This window comes from Cellulosimicrobium sp. 22598, assembly GCF_052044445.1.
Classification (GTDB): Bacteria; Actinomycetota; Actinomycetes; order Actinomycetales; family Cellulomonadaceae; genus Cellulosimicrobium; species Cellulosimicrobium cellulans_G.
Genome location: NZ_JBQEMZ010000001.1, coordinates 379,090 through 398,066, shown reverse-complemented (window position 1 = coordinate 398,066; position 18,977 = coordinate 379,090). Strand labels below are relative to the sequence as shown.

General features: G+C 75.8%; 15 protein-coding genes and 1 riboswitch. Of the genes, 7 read left to right on the top strand and 8 right to left on the bottom strand.

Annotated elements, in window-relative coordinates:
- Nucleotides 1–2 precede the first annotated feature (2 nt).
- Nucleotides 3–1,799, bottom strand: a complete 1,797-nt coding sequence (locus ACTJIY_RS01805) for a DUF349 domain-containing protein (RefSeq protein WP_440673206.1) — start codon at nucleotides 1,797–1,799, stop codon at nucleotides 3–5.
- Between the two features lie 179 nt (nucleotides 1,800–1,978).
- Entirely contained in the window at nucleotides 1,979–2,737 is a 759-nt protein-coding gene (locus tag ACTJIY_RS01800) for a peptidylprolyl isomerase (protein ID WP_440673005.1), read from the bottom strand.
- A 210-nt stretch (nucleotides 2,738–2,947) separates the two neighbouring features.
- Between ACTJIY_RS01800 and ACTJIY_RS01795 the strand changes: the two genes are divergently transcribed.
- The 3 genes from ACTJIY_RS01795 (at nucleotide 2,948) to ACTJIY_RS01785 (ending at nucleotide 5,938) form a co-directional block, all read left to right on the top strand.
- Nucleotides 2,948–3,757 (top strand): MBL fold metallo-hydrolase, encoded by an 810-nt coding sequence (locus ACTJIY_RS01795; protein ID WP_440673006.1) that lies wholly within the window; start codon nucleotides 2,948–2,950, stop codon nucleotides 3,755–3,757.
- 73 nt (nucleotides 3,758–3,830) lie between these two features.
- On the top strand, nucleotides 3,831–5,225 hold the full coding sequence (gene hisS, locus ACTJIY_RS01790; RefSeq protein ID WP_440673007.1) for a histidine--tRNA ligase: 1,395 nt from the start codon (nucleotides 3,831–3,833) through the stop codon (nucleotides 5,223–5,225).
- Between the two features lie 44 nt (nucleotides 5,226–5,269).
- Nucleotides 5,270–5,938, top strand: coding sequence for a M23 family metallopeptidase (locus ACTJIY_RS01785; protein WP_440673008.1), 669 nt, complete (start codon nucleotides 5,270–5,272; stop codon nucleotides 5,936–5,938).
- A 50-nt stretch (nucleotides 5,939–5,988) separates the two neighbouring features.
- Here ACTJIY_RS01785 and ACTJIY_RS01780 read toward each other — a convergent pair whose 3' ends face one another.
- Genes ACTJIY_RS01780 through ACTJIY_RS01770 form a run of 3 tightly spaced genes read right to left on the bottom strand, consistent with a single transcriptional unit; the run spans nucleotide 5,989 to nucleotide 9,324 of the window.
- Complete coding sequence (locus tag ACTJIY_RS01780; protein ID WP_440673009.1) at nucleotides 5,989–6,777, bottom strand: energy-coupling factor transporter transmembrane component T family protein; 789 nt, start codon at nucleotides 6,775–6,777, stop codon at nucleotides 5,989–5,991.
- Entirely contained in the window at nucleotides 6,774–8,606 is a 1,833-nt protein-coding gene (locus tag ACTJIY_RS01775; protein WP_440673010.1) for an ABC transporter ATP-binding protein, read from the bottom strand. Before ACTJIY_RS01775 ends, ACTJIY_RS01780 begins: the two co-directional genes overlap by 4 nt.
- Nucleotides 8,599–9,324 carry an ECF transporter S component gene (locus tag ACTJIY_RS01770; protein WP_440673011.1) on the bottom strand — a complete coding sequence of 242 codons (726 nt, stop codon included), beginning with the start codon at nucleotides 9,322–9,324 and terminating at the stop codon, nucleotides 8,599–8,601. Before ACTJIY_RS01770 ends, ACTJIY_RS01775 begins: the two co-directional genes overlap by 8 nt.
- A 111-nt stretch (nucleotides 9,325–9,435) precedes the next feature.
- A riboswitch (TPP riboswitch) is annotated at nucleotides 9,436–9,555 on the bottom strand.
- 183 nt (nucleotides 9,556–9,738) lie between these two features.
- Here ACTJIY_RS01770 and ACTJIY_RS01765 point away from each other — a divergent pair.
- Nucleotides 9,739–11,400, top strand: a complete 1,662-nt coding sequence (locus ACTJIY_RS01765; protein WP_440673012.1) for an Rv2578c family radical SAM protein — start codon at nucleotides 9,739–9,741, stop codon at nucleotides 11,398–11,400.
- Nucleotides 11,401–11,461: 61 nt separating this feature from the next.
- Here the strand turns inward: ACTJIY_RS01765 and ACTJIY_RS01760 are convergent, their stop codons facing one another.
- Together ACTJIY_RS01760 and ACTJIY_RS01755 are read right to left on the bottom strand one after the other, a co-directional pair.
- Nucleotides 11,462–11,776: a DUF1330 domain-containing protein gene (locus ACTJIY_RS01760; RefSeq protein WP_353709327.1), complete on the bottom strand. Its 315-nt coding sequence runs from the start codon at nucleotides 11,774–11,776 to the stop codon at nucleotides 11,462–11,464.
- Nucleotides 11,777–11,811: 35 nt separating this feature from the next.
- Complete coding sequence (locus ACTJIY_RS01755; RefSeq protein ID WP_353709326.1) at nucleotides 11,812–12,279, bottom strand: PPOX class F420-dependent oxidoreductase; 468 nt, start codon at nucleotides 12,277–12,279, stop codon at nucleotides 11,812–11,814.
- A gap of 205 nt (nucleotides 12,280–12,484) precedes the next feature.
- Between ACTJIY_RS01755 and aspS the strand changes: the two genes are divergently transcribed.
- Both aspS and ACTJIY_RS01745 read left to right on the top strand, forming a co-directional pair.
- Nucleotides 12,485–14,281, top strand: a complete 1,797-nt coding sequence (aspS, locus tag ACTJIY_RS01750; protein ID WP_253049323.1) for an aspartate--tRNA ligase — start codon at nucleotides 12,485–12,487, stop codon at nucleotides 14,279–14,281.
- Entirely contained in the window at nucleotides 14,278–15,048 is a 771-nt protein-coding gene (locus ACTJIY_RS01745; RefSeq protein WP_440697216.1) for a GNAT family N-acetyltransferase, read from the top strand. The genes aspS and ACTJIY_RS01745 overlap by 4 nt, the downstream gene beginning before the upstream one ends.
- A 34-nt stretch (nucleotides 15,049–15,082) precedes the next feature.
- Here ACTJIY_RS01745 and ACTJIY_RS01740 read toward each other — a convergent pair whose 3' ends face one another.
- Nucleotides 15,083–17,341 (bottom strand): MMPL family transporter, encoded by a 2,259-nt coding sequence (locus ACTJIY_RS01740; RefSeq protein ID WP_440673014.1) that lies wholly within the window; start codon nucleotides 17,339–17,341, stop codon nucleotides 15,083–15,085.
- A 114-nt stretch (nucleotides 17,342–17,455) separates the two neighbouring features.
- On the opposite strand from ACTJIY_RS01740, the gene ACTJIY_RS01735 reads away from it, so the two are divergent.
- Nucleotides 17,456–18,922, top strand: a complete 1,467-nt coding sequence (locus ACTJIY_RS01735; RefSeq protein ID WP_440673015.1) for a replication-associated recombination protein A — start codon at nucleotides 17,456–17,458, stop codon at nucleotides 18,920–18,922.
- The last annotated feature ends 55 nt before the right edge of the window (nucleotides 18,923–18,977 follow it).

Below are 18,977 nucleotides of genomic sequence, written 5' to 3'. Positions count from 1 at the left end.
CGTCAGCCGCGCGAGTCCTCCGCCGCGCGCACGACCTGCTCGAGCCAGGCGCGGCGCGCGGTCAGCGCGGTCTCGAGATCCTTGACCGCGCGGGCGTCGCCACGGGACTGCGCGGCCGCGAGGTCCGCCTCGAGGCCCTCGATCGCCGCCTCCAGCTGCGCCGCGGCACCCTCGGCGCGCGCACGCGTCTCGGGGTTGGTCCGCGTCCACTGCGCCTGCTCGGCGTCGCGGACGGCGTTCTCGACAGCGCGCAGGCGACCCTCGACGCGCTGCAGGTCGCCGCGGGGCACACGGCCGGCCTCCTCCCACCGCTCCTGGAGGTCGCGCAGCGCGGCCTTCGCCGCCCCGAGGTCCTTGACCGGGACGAGCTTCTCCGCCTCGGTCAGGAGCGCCTCCTTGACCTCGAGGTTGGCGGCGTACTCCGCGTCCGTGGCCGAGTTCACCGCGTCGCGGGCCTGGAAGAACGTGTCCTGCGCGGCGCGGAACCGGGCCCACAGCGCGTCGTCGTCCTTGCGGCTCGCGCGCCCCGCGGCCTTCCAGCGCGCCATGAGGTCGCGGTACGCGCCGGCGGTCGGGCCCCAGTCGGTGCTCGCCGAGAGCGCCTCGGCCTCGGCGACCAGCTTCTCCTTGGCGGCCTTGGCGGAGGCGTTGCGCTGCTCGAGCTCGGCGAAGTAGTGCCGGCGCTCCCGGTCGAACGCGGTCCGCGCGTGGCTGAACCGCTTCCAGAGGGCCTCCTCGCTCGCCCGGTCGATGCGCGGGCCGGAGCGCTGCGCCTCCTTCCAGCGGTCGAGCAGGCCGCGCAGCTCCTCGCCGGCGGGGCGCCACTGCATGCGGCTCGGGTCGGTCGCGGCGATCTTCTCGGCCGCCTCGATGATCTCGGTCCGCGCCTCGAGGGCCGCGGCCTTCGCGGCGGCCCGCTCCGCCTCGAGCTGGCTGCGGCGCTCGGCCGCGGCACCGCGCAGCGACTCGACCTGCGCGCGCAGGCCGTCGAGGTCGCCGACGGCGGACGGCTCGGCGGTCTCCTCCGTCAGGCGGGCGATCGTCTGGTCGATCTCCTTGACCGACAGGTCCGTGCTCGTCAGCCGCGCCTCGAAGAGCGCGACCTTCGCCTGGAGGTCGAGGTAGCGCCGCACGTACAGCGCGAGCGCCTCGTCGGTGTCGACGCCGGGGAACTGACCCACGGAACGCTCGCCGGCGCTCTCGCGGACGTAGACGGTGCCGTCCTCGTCGACCCGGCCGAACTCGGCCGCGGCCTTCGCCGCCGCGGAGTCGTCGGCGAGCGCCGGGACGGCGGGCACCTCGGGCACGGCGGCCGGCGCGGCCGGGGCGCCCCCGGCCGCGGGAGCGGGCTTGCGCGGCGGGCGGGGTACGGCCGAGGGCTTGGGGCGCGGGCCCGGCCGCGGGGCGGCGGGCTTCGCCGCAGCCGGAGCCTCGGCGGAAGGCGCGGTCTCGGCCTCGGCCCCGGTCTCGGCCTCGGCGGGTGCCGGGTCCTCGGCTGTCTCGGCGTCCTGCGCGACGGTGGTCGACGCGTCGCCGGGCTCGGTCTCGACGGCGGCCTCGTCCGTCGGCTCGGCGCCGGCGGCGGGCTCGTCGGTCGGCTCGGCGTCCGGGACGGGCGCGTCACCCGGCGCGCTCGCGGTCTCGGCGACGGCCGGCGCGGTCTCCTCGCCGCTCGGCGCGGACCCCGGCGCGTCGGCTGCCTCCGAGGCAGCGTCCGGCCGCTGCTCGGTGACGACAGGCTCCTCGGCGGGTTGCTCGGTCGTCGGCGCCTCGGCGGGCTCCTCGGCCGTGGGCTGCACGGCCGCGGGGACCGGGGTCTCGGTCGTCGAGACCTCGCTCGCGTCGGCGCTCCCGGCGGAAGCGTCGGTGACGGCCGCGGAATCCGTCGTCTCCACGTCTGTTGCGTCGACCCGTCCGGTCTTGCTCGCCTCCGCGGGCTCCGGTGCCGGTGCGCTCGCCTGGTCCTTGGCGGGATCGCTCACTGGGTCTCAACTCCTTCGATGGTGACCGGGGTGGCGGGGGACCCGTCGCCGGATCCGTCCTGCGTCCCCGCGTCAGCGACTGCCTGGACGACGTCCAGGCCGGACGTGATGGTGCCGAACACCGTGTAACCACCCGCCGCGTCGGACGGGATGGTCGAGTCCTCGTAGACGAGGAAGAACTGGGAGCCCATCGACTCGGCGTTGCCGCCCTGGCGCGCCATGGCGACGGTCCCCGCGGGGTACACGTCGTCGGACGGAGGGTTCTCGATGGGGCCGAACGAGTAGCCCGGGCCGCCGGTTCCGGTGCCGGTCGGGTCGCCGCACTGGAGCACGTAGATGCCCGACGTGGTGAGGCGGTGGCACGACGTGCCGTCGAAGTACCCGGACTCGGCGAGGGACACGAAGCTCGCGACGGCCTGCGGCGCGTCCGCTCCGTCGAGGGTGAGGGTGATGTCGCCCGCGCTCGTGGTGAGCGTCGACGTCCAGTCGCGCCCCTCGGCGGCGGAGGCCGGGGGCAGGGTGTGCTCGCCGGACGCCGACGGAGCGGTCGCGTCGCCGTCGCCGCCGGCGTCGGTGCCGGGTGCCTGGGTGGCGGACAGCGCCCACCACACGGCGACGCCGATCACGACGAGCGCCGCGACGACGCCGACGATCGACCAGGTCCGCTGGCGCTTCGCGCGGAGCTGGGCCACGTGGCGGTCCCACTTCTCCTCACGACGGCGCGCCTGCTCGCGCTCGCGACTCTTCGTCGACACCCCAGCTCCTTCGTCCGGCGCCGTCGTGGCGCGCACGGTCGACCCCGGTGCGGCCGCGGTCGGTACGGGACAGTCTAGGCACCGAGCGCCCTGGTGGCGGGTGGATTTGCCGCGCGCAGGTCACGGTCCGGTATCGACCGCTCCGGCCCCGCCCGGGCGCGAGCCCGTCGCCGGAGACCGGGCGAGGCGGCGCGGGCTACCCTCGGGCGCGTGGACCGACCCCGTGGCAACCCGCCCACGCCCCCGTCCGACGCCCCCTCCGACGAGCCCGGTGCCGAGCCCCGCGACGTGCCTGCCGTGACGGTGCGCGTCGTCGTGGCGCCCGTCTTCGGGACGAACTGCACGGTGCTGAGCGCCCCGGGCGGCGACTGCGTCGTGGTCGACGCCGGCGCGGGAGTGGCGGACGCCGTCGTCGCCTTCGTCGAGTCCGCGGGGCTCGTCCCGCGTGCCGTGCTCGCGACGCACGGGCACGTGGACCACACGTGGGACGCCGCGGCGCTCGCGGACCGGTTCGACGTGCCCGTCGTCCTGCACGCGGCCGACGCCTACCGGCTCGCCGACCCGTTCGGCAGCCTCGAGCACGGCTCGCCTACCGGCGATCGGGGCGCGCGCTCGCTCGTCTCCGGTCCGCTCGGCGCGGCCCTCGCCGCGGCCGGGGCCCGGCCGGAGGACTACCGCGAGCCGACCCGCGTGGAGACGTTCGACGTCGCGGCGGGTGAGGAGCGGGTGCTGCGCTGGGGCGACCTCGTGCTGCGCGCCGTCGGGGCCCCGGGGCACACCGAAGGGTCGACCCTCTACCTCGTGGGCGAGCCCGGGACGGGGATCGTGCTCAGCGGCGACGTGCTCTTCGCGGGCTCGGTCGGCCGCACGGACCTGCCCGGCGGGGACGGCGCGACGATGGCCCGCACGCTGCGCGACGTCGTCGGGCGCCTCGACCCCGCGTGGGACGTGCTGCCGGGCCACGGGCCCGCGACCACGGTCGCGCGCGAGCTCGCGACCAACCCGTTCCTCGCGGCCTGACGTGCGCGGGCCGGCCCGTCCGTCGGCCGGGACGATGCGGACGACCCTGCCAGCGTCTGGGAAGATCTGACCCATGGCCAGGCCCACACCCCTCTCCGGTTTCCCCGAATGGCTCCCCGACGGTCGGATCGTCGAGCAGCACGTCCTCGACACCCTGCGCCGCGTGTTCGAGCTGCACGGGTTCGGGGGGATCGAGACGCGCGCGGTCGAGCCGCTCGACCAGCTCCTGCGCAAGGGCGAGACGTCCAAGGAGGTCTACGTCCTGCGGCGCCTGCAGGAGGAGGCCGGCGACGCCGACGACACCCGCCGGGACAAGGGCGACAAGCAGCTCGGCCTGCACTTCGACCTCACGGTCCCCTTCGCGCGCTACGTGCTGGAGAACGCCGGGCACCTCGCCTTCCCGTTCAAGCGCTACCAGATCCAGAAGGTGTGGCGCGGCGAGCGCCCCCAGGACGGACGCTTCCGCGAGTTCACCCAGGCCGACGTCGACGTCGTCGGCGCGGGCGAGCTGCCCTACCACTACGAGGTCGAGCTGCCGCTCGTCATGGCGGAGGCGCTCGGCGCGCTGCGCGACATCGGGGTGCCCGAGGTCCGCGTCCTGGTGAACAACCGTCGCGTCGCCGAGGGCTTCTACCGCGGACTCGGGATCGACGCCGTGGACGAGGTCCTGCGCCAGATCGACAAGCTCGACAAGATCGGGCCGGAGAAGGTCGCGGGGCTCCTCGTCGCCGAGGCGGGCACCACCCCGGAGCAGGCCGAGGCGTGCCTCGCGCTCGCGGCGATCAGCGGGAGCGACACGGGCGTCGTCGACCGCGTGCGGGCGCTCGCGGCCGAGCACGGCGTGGTGAGCGATCTGCTCGAGACGGGTCTCGGCGAGCTCGGCGCGCTGGTCGAGGCGGCGAGCGTGCGCGCCCCGGGCGTCGTCGTCGCCGACCTCAAGATCGCGCGCGGGCTCGACTACTACACGGGCTCGGTCTACGAGACCGTGCTCGTCGGGCACGAGCAGCTCGGGTCCATCTGCTCGGGTGGCCGGTACGACACGCTCGCGTCTGACGGCGCGAACACCTACCCGGGCGTCGGCCTGTCGATCGGCGTGTCCCGCCTCGTCTCGCGCCTGCTCTCGGCGGGCCTGGTCCGGGCGACGCGCTCCGTGCCGAGCGCCGTCGTCGTCGCGGTGACGAGCGAGGAGACGCGCGGTGCGTCCGACGCGGTCGCGACCGCGCTGCGCTCGCGGGGCGTCCCGGTCGAGGTCGCGCCCGCCGCCGCCAAGTTCGGCAAGCAGATCCGCTACGCCGACCGGCGCGGGATCCCGTTCGTCTGGTTCCCGGGGCGCGTCGAGGAGGACGGGACGCGCTCGCCCGACCAGGTCAAGGACATCCGCTCGGGCGAGCAGGTGGACGCCGACGCCGCGACGTGGGCGCCGCCCGCCGAGGACCTGCACCCGCGGGTGGTGCCGGCGGGCGGCTGACGGACCGACCGGACGGCGTGCGAGGCGAGGGGAGGCGCGACGACGTGGCGGACGCGGTCGAGCTCGCCCTGCCGTTCGCGGGCACGTGGCTCGTGCAGAACAGCCCGGCACGGCGCGTCCCGAGCCACGGGACGCACCTGTTCGCCACGACCTACGCGATCGACTTCGTCGCGGTCCGCGGCCGCCGCACCGCGGACGTGCGCGACTGGCGCACCGTGCTCGGCACCGAGCCGCCCGAACGGTTCCTCGGCTTCGGCCTGCCCGTCCTCGCGCCCGGCGCGGGCACGGTCGTCGCGGCGCACGACGGCGAGCCCGACCACGAGGCCCGGCGCTCGCCGCTCGCGCTGCTCGGGTACGCGCTCACGCAGGCGTCCCGGGCGCGTGCCGGCGGCGCGGCGCTCGCGGGCAACCACGTGGTGCTCGCGCTCGACGTCCCGGGCGTGTTCGTGGTCCTGGCCCACCTGCGTCGCGGGTCGGTCGAGGTGCGTCTCGGGCAACGGGTGACGACGGGCGACGTGGTGGGTCGGTGCGGGAACTCGGGGAACTCGACGCAGCCGCACGTGCACGTGCAGGCCATGGACGGGCCCGACGCGCACGTCGCGCGCGGCGTGCCGCTCGCGTTCCGCACGTACCGCGAGCACGGGCGCGACGCGGGCGTCCGCGGCGTCGCGCTCGGGGTCCCGGGCGAGGGGACGGTCGTCGAGCCTGCGTGACGCGGCCTCGCCCCGGTGGGTTTCGCCCGGGAGGCGACGGCGGTGTCGTCTCACGCGGTGAGCGCGCCGATCCCGGTCACCCACCCCCCGAGGACGCCCGCCGCGACCACCGCGCCGGCGACGGCCAGGACGGCGCCCGCCGCGACGACGTCGGGCACGCCGAGCGGGACGGGCCGCGAGGACGTCCGGGGGCCGGAGCCCAGCCCGCGCGACTCGAGCGCGACCGTCAGCCGTTCGGACCGGCGCACCGCCCCGACGAGCAGCGCGAAGGCGGCCGCGCCGAGCGACCGCGGCGACCGGGGGAGCCGGCCGGGCCGGCGCCGGGGGTCGCGGACCGCCTGGGCGCAGCGGATCGTCTGCCACGCGTCGGGGAGCTCGACGAGGAGGCGGTGCGCGGCGAGCACCGCGAACGTCCAGGTCGCGGGCAGGCGGGCGTGCTGGTGCAGGCTCGTCATGAGGCGCACGGGGTCGGTCGTCAGGACGAGCGCGAGGGACAACGCGCCGACGAGCAGCGTGCGCAGCGCGAGCGCCGCGCCGATGGTCAGGCCGTCCGCACCGACGGTGAACGGACCCAGCGGGACCGCGGCGCCCCCGGGCCGGGTGACGACGTTGACCACCAGGAGGCTCGTCGCGAACACCACGAACGGGACGTGGGCGAGCGCGAGGGTCCGGACGGGAACGCGTCCGAGCGTCAGCAGCGCGGCGACCGTGAGCACCCAGCCGGTCGCGGGCGTGACCGGGTCGGTGACGAGCAGCGCGGCCGTCGAGACGACGAGCACCGTCGCGAGCTTGACCGTCGGGTTCCACCGTTCGAGGGCCGTCGGGCGGGGACCGGTCACGGGGCGACCTCCGCGGCGACCGCGGCTGTGGGCGCGGGGAGTCTCGCGGTCCCGGGATCGGCGCCCGGCACGACGTCGTGCCGGGTGTCGCACGCGGCGTCGAGCGCGCGGACGAGCGCTCCCGGGTCGAGGCCGCGACCGCGGCCCGCGCGTGCCCACCAGTCGAGCAGCGGGGGCCGGCGCAGGCCCGCGAGCGCGCACAGCGCGTCGTCGGCGAGGACCGTCGACGGCTCGGCGACCGTCGCGAGGGTGCCGCCGACGACCACGGCGACCCGGTCGGCGACCGCCGCGACGAGCGAGAGGTCGTGCGAGACGACGACCACGGCGCCGCCCGCGTCGGCGCGCCCCCGCAGCACGTGGGCGACCGCGGCGGCCTGGGCCCGGTCCAGCCCGAACGTGGGCTCGTCGGCGAGGAGGACCGGCGGGTCCAGGACGGTCGCGGTCGCCAGGGACAGGCGCCGCTGCCCGCCGCCCGAGAGCCGGTACGGGTTCGTGTCGGCGAGGTGCGCGAGCCCGAACGCGGCGAGGGTCCGGGCCACGCACTCCTCGACGTCGTCGACGCGGGCGAGCCGGGCCGACCAGGCGACCTCCTCGCGCACCGTGCGGGCGACGAGCTGGTGCTCGGGGTCCTGGAACACCATCGCGACGGGCTCGCCGGTCGCGGTCGCCACCTCGCCCGTGGTGCGCTCGAGCCCGGCCAGGCCGCGCAGGAGCGTCGACTTGCCGCCCCCGTTGGGACCGACGACGGCGAGCACCTCGCCCGCGCGGACGTCCAGGTCCACACCGCGCACGACGGCCGGGTCGTCGCTCCGGGACCGCCCGGCGCGGAGTCCGCTGCGGCGGACGGAGAGACCGCGCGCCCGGAGCGCGACCGGTCGCGCCGTGCCGGACGGGGGCCGGTCCGTGGTCGTCGAGCGCGACGGCGAGGACCGCACGAGGTCGACCAGCCAGTCGTCCGTCTCGGGGGAGCCGAGCGCCCCGGGCGCGCCCGCCTGCTCGAGGCGGACGGCGAGGGGTAGCCAGCACCCCAGCCCGGAGAGGTCGTGCGCGTGCTCGCGCAGGACGCGGTCGGTGGGGCCGTGCGCGACGACCCTGCCGTCGCGCCCGAGGACCAGGGTCGCGTCCGGCAGCGCGCCCAGGTCGTCCAGGCGGTGCTCGACGAGCACGACCGAGCGGTGCCGCGGCGCGGCGTCGTCACGGCCGTCGGGTCCGGGGCGGCGCGCGAGGCGGGCGACGAGGGCCCCGACGTCGTGGGCGGCGGCGGGGTCCAGCAGCGCGGTGGGCTCGTCGAGGACGAGGAGCTCCGGCTCGGCGACGAGCGCCGCGGCGACCGCGACGCGCTGCGCCTCGCCGCCCGACAGCGCGTGGGTCGCGCGGTCGTGCAGGTGCGCGGCGCCGACGGCGGCGAGCGCCGCGGTCGCGCGGGCGTCCGTGGTGCCGGGGTCGGCGCCACGGTTCTCGAGCGCGAACCGCAGCTCCTCGTCCACGCGCGCCAGGCAGAGCTGGTCGCCGGGCCGCTGCTGGACGAGGCCCACGCGGGCGGCGAGCACGGGCGGCGGCACCTCGCGCGGGTCGGCGCCGGTCACGCGGAGGCCGCCCAGGACGACGCCCGGGAGGGTGTGCGGGACGACGCCGACCAGCGCGCGCAGGAGGGTCGACTTCCCGCACCCGGACGGGCCGAGGACCAGCAGGCTCGTCCCGGCCGGGACGGTGACGTCGACGCCGTCGAGCACCCGGGTGCCGTCGTGCCCGAGGTGCACGGTCACGTCGGCGACCGTGACGGCGTCCGGAGCGACGGCGTCGCGCACGCGCGCGGTCGCCTCAGCCACGGCGGGCCGTGCCGATCGCGAACGCGTCGAGGGTGCCCGTGCGGGCGAGCGCGTCGCCGAGGAGGCGGGCCGCGAGGCCGCACAGCACGACGCACGACACGACCTGGATCCCGAGCCGGAGCATCGCGTAGTCCTGACCGAGCCAGCCGAAGCGCACGGCGTTGAAGGCGAACGTGACCAGGGCCGCGCTCACGCCCGACGCGACGAAGACCCACCATCCGAACCGGCGGTAGCGCGTGAGCGCGAACGGCAGCTCGGCGCCGACGCCCTGGACCAGGCCCACGACGAGCAGCAGCGGCCCCGCGGGGGACGCGAGGAAGACGACCTCGACGAGCGCGGCGAGGGTCTCGGCAAGGATGCCGACCCCCGGCTTGCGCACGATGTACGTGGCGAGCGGGCCGACGACGATCCACGCGCCCGCGAGGACGTTCGCGGCGAGGTCCGCGAGGGGGCCCATCGCGAGCTGGAGCGGGGCCCAGAGCTGGACGAACGCCCAGTACACGAACCCGAAGACGACGCCGAGGACGGCGACGAGCACCGTCTCGTGGAGCGTCAGCCCGCGGCGCCGTGCGGGGCGCCCGGTCGGGCGGACCGCGAGATCGGGCACCCCGCCGGCCGACAGGTCGGCCGGCACGCCGGCCGATCCGGTGGGCGGCTGGTCGGTGGGTGCGGCGGCAGTCGGGGTCGCCTGCTGCGGGGTGGTGCGGGGCTCGGCCATGCGGGTTCCCTCCGTCGGGCCCCCGGGGCGAGGGGTGCACGACGGCGCGCCACCGCCGGGCCCCGGCGCGCCCGGCCGCGTGCGGGGTGCACGGGCACGAGCGCGCAGGGGACGGTGACGTCGGCCCTGCTCCCTTCGCTGGTACGAACCAGATCAGGTTCCACGGGTCTGCAGGTGGGACGGGTGTCCGGCCTGCACTCTCAGCGCTCGTGCGCTCCCCGGGGGCGTTCGGCCCGACCCTAGGCCCTCGGGGCCACGCGGACAATCCCGGCGTCTCAGCCCGCGGGACGGGCCCTGGGCCGCCCGTGCACCGGCCCTGCGCAGGGTGCGGGTCGCCGCTGACGCGGAGCAGGCGTCCCCCGGGGAGGACCGCGGGGCTTGACCTGAGGATCGAACACCTGTTCGAATGTGCGGATGAGGTGGGACGGACAGGCGCTCGGCGCGGACGACGGCGCTCTCCCGGGGCTAGAGCGGGCGGGCCTCGTGCGCAGCGTGCGCACGCCCGACTTCGCGGGCATCACGTTCCACGAGGTGACGGCCAAGAGCGCGCTGTCGAAGGTCCCGGCGATGTCGCGCATGCCGTTCCGCTGGACGGTCAACCCGTACCGCGGCTGCAGCCACGCCTGCTCCTACTGCCTCGCGCCGTCGACCCCGGTGCTGCTCGCCGACGGCACGCAGCGCCCGATCGGCGAGCTGCGCGTCGGCGACGAGATCGTGGGGACCGCACCGCACGGCGCCTACCGGCGCTACGTGCGCACGCGCGTGCTCGACCGCTGGACCACCCGCAAGCGCGCGTACCGCGTGACCCTCGCGGACGGCACGCGCCTCGTCGCGAGCGGTGACCACCGGTTCCTCACCGAACGGGGCTGGCGCCATGTCGTCGGCGGGTCCGGGCGCCGCGCCCACCTGGCGCTGGGCGACGTCCTCGTCGGCCCGGGGTCGGCCGCGCTCGCGGGCGGCCGGGTCGCGCTCGAGGGCCGGGACGTCACGGGCGACGAGGCGCTGCGCGTCGACTCGCTCGAGGCGCTCGACGGGCCGGGGGAGGAGACCGAGCTCGTCGACATCACCACCGGGACGCGGGACTTCGTCGCCGCCGGGGTCGTGAGCCACAACTGCTTCGCCCGGCCCACCCACCAGTACCTCGACCTCGACGCGGGCGACGACTTCGACCGCGAGGTCGTGGTCAAGGTGAACGTCGACGAGGTGCTGCGCGCCGAGCTCGCCCGCGCGTCGTGGGGCCGCGAGCCCGTCGCGCTCGGCACGAACACGGACCCCTACCAGCGGGCCGAGGGGCGCTACCGCCTCATGCCGGGCATCATCGACGCGCTCGCGGGCTCCGGCACGCCCCTGTCGGTCCTCACCAAGGGCACGCTCCTGCGCCGCGACCTGCCGCTCCTCGCCGACGCCGCCTCGCGCGTCGAGGTCGGGATCGGCGTCTCGCTCGCGCTGCTGGACCCGACGCTCCAGGCGAGCGTCGAGCCGGGCACGCCCTCACCGCGCGCCCGCCTCGACCTGATCCGCGCCGTCCGCGAGGCGGGCCTGCCGTGCGGCGTCATGGTCGCGCCCGTGCTGCCGTGGCTCACCGACTCCACGCGCGCGCTGACAGACCTGCTCGACGCCGTGAAGGACGCCGGGGCCACGGGGGTCACCGTGCTGCCGCTGCACCTCAAGCCCGGGACGCGCGAGTGGTACCTGGGCTGGCTCGCGCGGGAGCACCCGCAGCTCGTCCCCGGCTACGAGCGGGTCTACGCCCGTGGCGCGTACGCCTCGAAGGCGTACCGCTCGTGGCTGTGGGACCGCGTGCGCCCGATGCTCGAGGCGCGCGGCTTCGCGGTGTCCGGCCACCGCGGTCCCGCGGGCGTCGAGGGGCGGTACCGCCGGGGCGAGCTCGGCGGTCTCGGGGACGGTCACCGCGACCCGGGGCCGCCGACGGACGGCGCCTACCCGAGGGGGAGCCTCGCCGGGTCGCCTCAGGAATCCGACCGGCGTGGCCACGACGGCGCGCTCGCGGGCATGCCGGTGGACGGCGGGGGTCTGGACGTCGTCGGCGGGGGAGTGGAGCAGGTCCTGTTCTGACCTGGTGGCGCCGTCCGGGCGACACCGCGACCGCGACGCCGGCGCGCGTCCGGCGGCCGGGTCAGGAGGGCTGGTCGCGGTGCGGGACGGCACCGACACGGACGATGTCCGTCCGTGCCACAGCCCGGTCCCTGAGGTCGGCCAGCGCCACCCGGGCGGGGTCGGCCAGGTACGCGGCGAGCGCGTCGTCATCGGGCAGCTCGATGACCTGCACCTCGGTCGGCAGCGACGCCTCCTGACCGGGCAGCGCGCGCACGCGCGACAGCACGCGCCCGCCGTGCGCGGGTACGAGCGCGAGGACGTCGTCCTCGTACTCGCTCAGCAGGTCGGCGCTGCCCTCGGTGGGCCACAGCATCACGCACAGGGTGATCGGCATGGTCGGCACGCTACGCCGCCGCGCCGGCGGGATCGTCAGCCGTCCGCGAGGCGCGCCGGGAACCCGCCCGTCGCGACCGGGCCCCAGCGCGTGATCGTCAGGCGCACGAGCGACTTGCCCTGCGTCACCATGGCCTCGCGGTACTCGTCCCAGTCCGGGTGCTCGCCGCTGACGGAGCGGTAGTAGTCGACGAGCGGCTCGACGGACTCGGGCAGGTCGATCACCTCGGCCTCGCCGTCGACCTGCACCCACGGGTCCGAGAAGCGCTCGCCCAGCGAGAGCAGCGACGCGCGCGGGTCGCGACGTACGTTGGCCGCCTTGGCGCGCTCCGGGTATGTCGACACGACGACCCGGCCCGCGTCGTCGACCCCGTACGTGACGGGGCTGAGCTGTGGCCGCCCGTCGGCGCGCGTCGTGACGAGGACGCCGTCGTGCCGGGACCGCAGGAACTGCTCGAGCTCGTCGCGCTCGACGCGCCGGTTCGTCGCGATGGTGCGTGCCACGATCACCCCTTCTGTGCGGGCGGCGGGCCGGTCGGCGCGCGCCGGTGCCGCCGGCCCGGACGCACGACACGGTCGGAGCGCGGGTGGAGCGGCGGCACCGCCACGGTATCCGGTCGAGCAGCGCGCCCGCCCGCACTAGACTCGTGCGGACGCGCGCCCGCCCCCGGGAGCGCCGCCCCCACCGCCCACCTGGAAGGAACCCTCCGTGCTGCGCACCCGAACGGCCGGCTCACTGCGGGCCGAGCACACCGGTCAGACCGTCACCCTCACGGGCTGGGTCGACCGTCGGCGCGATCACGGAGGCGTGGCCTTCATCGACCTGCGGGACGCGTCCGGCATCGCCCAGGTCGTCATCCGCGACGAGGCCGTCGCGCACCCGCTGCGCAACGAGTTCGTCCTCCAGGTCACGGGCGAGGTCTCGCGCCGACCCGACGGCAACGAGAACGCGGCCCTGCCCACGGGCGAGATCGAGGTCGTCGCGAGCGACGTCGTCGTGCTCAACACGTCCGAGGCGCTGCCGTTCCAGGTCTCCACGGCGCTCGCGGACACCGAGACGATCGGCGAGGAGGCGCGTCTCAAGCATCGCTACCTCGACCTGCGCCGCCCCGCGCCCGCGCACGCGCTGCGCCTGCGCGCCAAGGTCAACCAGGCCGCGCGCCGCGTGCTCGACGCGGAGGAGTTCGTCGAGATCGAGACGCCGACGCTCACGCGCTCGACGCCCGAGGGAGCGCGCGACTTCCTCGTGCCGGCACGCCTCGCGCCCGGCTCCTGGTACGCGCTGCCGCAGTCGCCGCAGCTCTTCAAGCAGCTCCTCATGGTCGCGGGCATGGAGCGCTACTACCAGATCGCGCGCTGCTACCGCGACGAGGACTTCCGCGCCGACCGCCAGCCGGAGTTCACGCAGCTCGACGTCGAGATGAGCTTCGTCGAGCAGGACGACGTCATCGCGCTCGCTGAGAAGATCCTCGTCGCGCTGTGGGAGCTCATCGGATACACGATCCCGACCCCGATCCCGCGCATGACGTTCCACGACGCCATGCGCCTCTACGGGTCGGACAAGCCGGACCTGCGCTTCGGCAACCCGCTCGTCGAGCTCACGGACTACTTCCAGGACACGCCGTTCCGCGTGTTCCAGGCGGAGTACGTCGGCGCCGTCGTCATGGCGGGCGGGGCGTCGCAGCCGCGTCGCCAGTTCGACGCGTGGCAGGAGTGGGCCAAGCAGCGCGGCGCTCGCGGCCTCGCGTACGTGACGTTCGGCGAGGACGGCACGCTCGGCGGCCCCGTCGCGAAGAACCTGTCCGACGCCGAGCGCGAGGGTCTGCGCGACGCGACCGGCGCGCAGCCGGGTGACGCCGTGTTCTTCGCCGCGGGCAAGACGTCGGACTCGCGCGCCCTGCTCGGCGCCGCGCGCCAGGAGATCGCGAAGCGCACGGGTGCCATCGACGAGGACGCCTGGGCGTTCGTCTGGATCGTGGACGCGCCGCTCTTCAAGCCGACCGGCGAGGACGACGACGTCGATCTCGGCAACTCCGCCTGGACCGCCGTGCACCACGCGTTCACGTCGCCCACGCCCGACTGGGTCGACACGTTCGAGCAGAACCCGGGCGAGGCGCTCGCGTACGCGTACGACATCGTCTGCAACGGCAACGAGATCGGCGGCGGCTCCATCCGTATCCACCGCCGCGACGTGCAGGAGCGCGTGTTCGACGTCATGGGCATCGGGCCCGAGGAGGCGCAGGAGAAGTTCGGCTTCCTCCTCGACGCGTTCAAGTTCGGCGCGCCGCCGCACGGCGGGATCGCGTTCGGCTGGGACCGCATCGTCGCGCTGCTGACGAAGTCGGACTCGATCCGCGACGTGATCGCCTTCCCGAAGTCGGGCGGCGGGTTCGACCCGCTGACGCAGGCGCCCGCGCCGATCACGCCCGAGCAGCGCAAGGAGGCGGGCGTCGACGCGAAGCCCGTACCGAAGAGCGACCCGGGCGAGCCGACGCCGGAGGCGTGACGACCCGCACCGCGCCCTCGCGCGTCGTACCGAGCCTCGGCCGCTGGGCGGACCACCCGGTCGTCCGTGCAGAGCGGGACGGCTGGGACGTCCTGGACGCCGTGGCGCGCGACGACGCGCTCGTCGTGCGACGCGCGTTCGACGCCGGGTCCGCCGCGCTGTGGGGCCTCGGCACGCCGACGGGGGTCGCGGACCTCCTCCTCGACCGGCCGGACCTGGCCGCCGGGGAGGTGCGGTCGTCGCTCCCGCGCGGGACGACGACGGCTGCGGCCGCCCTCGGCGGTCGCACCGGTCGCGCGGTCCCCGAGCACCTGCGCGCGGAGCCCGTCTCGCGCTGGGACTGGTTCACCGCGACGTCCGAACCGCCCGCCCAGCCGGGGGAGCAGCGGGTCGTGGCGCTCGACGGCGACGAGGGTCGCGCCCGCGTGCGCGCCGTGCTCGACGTGGCGAACCCGTCGGCGGAGCTCGACCCGTCCGAGCCCGGGACCCGCTGGTGGGGCTGGCGGGACGAGACGGGGACGGTCCGCAGCGTCGCGGGTGCGCGGCGCTCGGGGCCGGGCGTCCCGTGGTCGCTCGGTGGTGTCGCCACGGATCCCGCGGCGCGCGGCCGGGGTGCGGCCCGGGCGGTCGTGGCGGTCGCGACGCGGGCGTGCCTGCACGAGGAGGGGATCGTCGTGCTCGGCATGTACGCCGACAACGACGCCGCCCGCCGCGTCTACGCCGCGCTCGGGTTCGTCGTGACGCAGGAGTTCGAGTCGCGCCGCTGAGGGCGGCGTCCGGCGGCGCTGTCCGCGAGGACGCTCAGTGCGTGATCGCGAGCCTGCGGTGCACCCAGCGCAGCGGGCGGGGCGCCCACCAATTGAACCGGCCGAGCAGCGTCATCGTCGCGGGGACCAGGAGCAGGCGGACGATCGTCGCGTCGATGAGCACCGCGATTGCGAGCGCGAACCCGACCTCCTTGATGACGAGGAGGTCGCCGAAGACGAAGCCCGCGAAGACGACGATGATGATCGCCGCCGCGGACGTGATGATCCGCCCGGAGCGCTGGAGCCCGAGGCGCACGGCCTCGTCGTTCGGGTGGCCGGCGTCGTAGAGCTCCTTGACGCGCGCGAGCAGAAACACCTCGTAGTCCATCGCGAGGCCGAACGCGAACGCGACGACCAGCGCGACCACGTAGGTCTCGATCCCGCCGACCGAGGAGAAGTCGAGCAGGCCCTCCAGGTGCCCGTCCTGGAACACCCACACGAGCACGCCGAGCGAGGCCGCGAGCGAGAGCGCGTTCGTGAGCAGCGCCTTGACCGGCACGACGACCGATCCCGTCATGAGGAACAGCAGCACGAGCGTCGCGCCCACGACGATCCCGACGGCCCACCACACGCGCTCGCCGAGCGCGTCGAGGAAGTCGACCTGCCCGGCCGCCTGCCCGGTGACCCACACCTCGAACCCCGGGTCGGTAGCACGGACCTCCCGCACGACCGACACCGCCTCCGGCCCGCCGGCGTCGTCCGCGTCGACGTGCACGCCGACGACGGCGTAGTCGCCGAGCGGTGCCGCGGGGTCGACGCTCGCGACGCCGTCGAGCCCCGTGACCTCGTCGGCCCACGCCTGGGCGTCCTCGACGCTCGCGTCGACCACGGCCACGACCTGGGCGCTCTCGCTCGACGGGTACTGCGCCGCGAGCTCGTCGACGAACTCCCGCTGCGGGGACCCCTGGGGCAGCAGCTCGATGCCCGAGTTGCGCATGTGCAGGCCGAGCACGGGCAGCGCGAGGACGACGAGCACGACGACCGTCGTCAGCAGCACCCACACCGGGTGGCGCTGCACGCGCGCGGCGAGGCGGGAGAAGGCACCCTCGTCGGACTGCACGTCCGCGGTCCGGGCGAGGACGCGGCGCAGGCCGGGGATCCGGCCGAGGATCCCCGGCTTCGCGAGGCGGCGGCCGGAGAACGCGAGGAGCGCGGGGACGAGCGTGAGCGCCGTCGCCACCGCGACGAGGACGACGCCGAGGCCGCCCGCGCCGACCGACCGCAGGATGTCCGGGCGGAACACCATGAGCCCGGCGATCGAGATCGCGACCGTGAGCGCCGAGAACGCGACCGTGCGGCCCGCCGTCTCCATCGTCCGGATCAGCGCCGCGTGGACCACGCCGTCCCCGCGCCGTCGGCGCAGGGACGGGTCGTCGCCCGCGGCGACCAGCCGGTGCAGCTCCTCCCGGAACCGCGACACGACGAGCAGCCCGTAGTCGATCGAGAGCCCGAGCCCGAGCAGGGTGACGACGTTGACCACGGACGCGTCGACGTCGAGCACGTACGTGAGGCCCAGCAGCACGCCCAGGCCCGTCCCGATGGACGCGACGGCCCCCGCCATCGGCATCGCGGCGGCGAGGAAACCGCCGAAGACGAGCACCATGATGAGCAGCGCGACCGGCAGCGCGACCTTCTCGCCCGTCGTCAGGTCCTCCTCGACCTGCCCCGTGATGGCGTCGACGATGAGCGCGTTCGAGCCCACGAGGCCCGTCGCGTCCCCGGCCGCGTCCGGAGCCGCCTCCGCGAGGACGCCGGGCACCGCCTCGAGCTGCTCGACGACGCGCTCGGCCACGGCGTCCGTGCGCTCGGCGTCGAGGTCGGTGCGCAGCGTCACCACGGTGAGGAACCCGTCCCCGTCGCTCGCGACGAGCGACTGCGCGGCCGGGTCCTCGACCCCGCCGGGGATCACGTACGGGTTGATGACCGTGTCCACGCCCTCGATCGCCACGAGGTCCGCGTTCACCTCGGTCATGGCCTCCACGACCTGCGCGTCCCCCGGGTCGACCTCGCTCACCAGCAGCGTGATCTCCGGACCGCCCTCGTCGTTCTCGGCGAGGATCTCGGTCGCGCGCTCGCTGTCCGAGCCGGGGATGGAGGGCGCCCCCGTGGTCACCCGGTCGAACACGCTCTCCCCGTGCACGCCGAACAGCGCGAGCGCGAACCCGAGTCCGGTGAGGACGACCCACACGACGACCGTGAGGCGGGGATGGCGGGCGACACGACGACCGAGGCTCGAGAACACGAGCGCCAGCATCCCATCCGTCCGCGCCGCGTGTCAGATCCCTCGCGGCGCTGTGGACGACGTTCACCCGACCTCCCCACGCCGGCGGTGGCCGGGCGCGTGGGCGGCGGTGCGTAGGCTCGGGGCATGTCCACCGGTGATCTGTTCGGCGGCGACCTCTTCGGCGCCGCCACCTCCGGCGCGCAGGGCACGCCGCGACCCGGACCGGGGGCCCCGCTCGCCGTGCGCATGCGTCCCGCCGCCCTCGACGAGGTCGCGGGCCAGGCGCACCTGCTCGTCCCCGGCTCGCCCCTGCGGCGCCTCATCGAGTCGGACGCGTCCGGCGGCCGGGCCGCGCCCGGCTCCGTCATCCTCTGGGGCCCGCCCGGCACGGGCAAGACGACGCTCGCCTACCTCATCGCGACCGCGTCCGGCCGCCGCTTCGTCGAGCTCTCCGCCGTCACCGCGGGCGTGAAGGACGTGCGCACCGTCGTCGAGGACGCCCGCCGCCGCCTCGCGACCGGCGGCGAGGAGACCGTCCTGTTCATCGACGAGGTGCACCGCTTCTCCAAGTCCCAGCAGGACGCGCTCCTGCCGAGCGTCGAGAACCGCTGGGTCACGCTCGTCGCGGCGACCACCGAGAACCCGAGCTTCTCCGTGAACTCGCCCCTGCTCTCCCGCTCGCTCCTGCTCACGCTCCAGCCCCTCGGGGACGACGACGTCCGCGCCCTCGTGCGCCGCGCCGTCGCCGACGACCGGGGGCTGGGCGGCCTCGTCGCGCTCACCGACGAGGCGGAGGACCACCTCGTGCGCCTCGCGGGCGGCGACGCGCGCAAGGCGCTCACCGTGCTCGAGGCGGCGGCCGGCGCCGCGCTCTCCGACGCCCCGGTCCCGGCCCCCGTGGCGGCCTCCGAGGACGCGACGACCGACGAGGACGGCGAGCCCGGCCCGGCGGACGGCTCGCCGGTGAGCGTGGACCTCGAGGCCGTCGAGCGCGCCGTGGACGTCGCCGCCGTGCGCTACGACCGCGACGGCGACCAGCACTACGACGTCGTGTCCGCGTTCATCAAGTCGATGCGCGGCTCCGACGTCGACGCCTCCCTGCACTACCTCGCCCGCATGATCGCGGCGGGGGAGGACCCGCGCTTCATCGCCCGGCGCATCGTCATCGCCGCCGCGGAGGACGTCGGCATGGCCGACCCGTCCGCGCTCCAGACCGCCGTCGCCGCGGCCCAGGCCGTCCAGCTCATCGGCATGCCCGAGGGACGGATCGTCCTCGCGGAGGCCGTCGTGCACCTCGCGACCGCGCCCAAGTCCAACGCCGCCTACCTCGGGATCGACGCGGCGCTCGCGGACGTGCGCGCCGGGAAGGCCGGGTCCGTCCCGTCGCACCTGCGCGACGCGCACTACCCGGGCGCGAAGCAGCTCGGCCACGGCACCGGGTACCGGTACGCGCACGACGCGCCCCACGGCGTCGCGGCGCAGCAGTACCTGCCCGACACGCTCGTCGGGTCGCGGTACTACACGCCGACCGACCGCGGGTACGAGCGCCAGGTCTCCGACCGCCTCGGGCGGATCCGGGACATCCTGGCGCAGGACGAGCCGGCGCGCTGACCCGTCGGGGGATCGCCACCCGGGCGTGCGGTAGACTTCTCAGGTTGCCTTCACG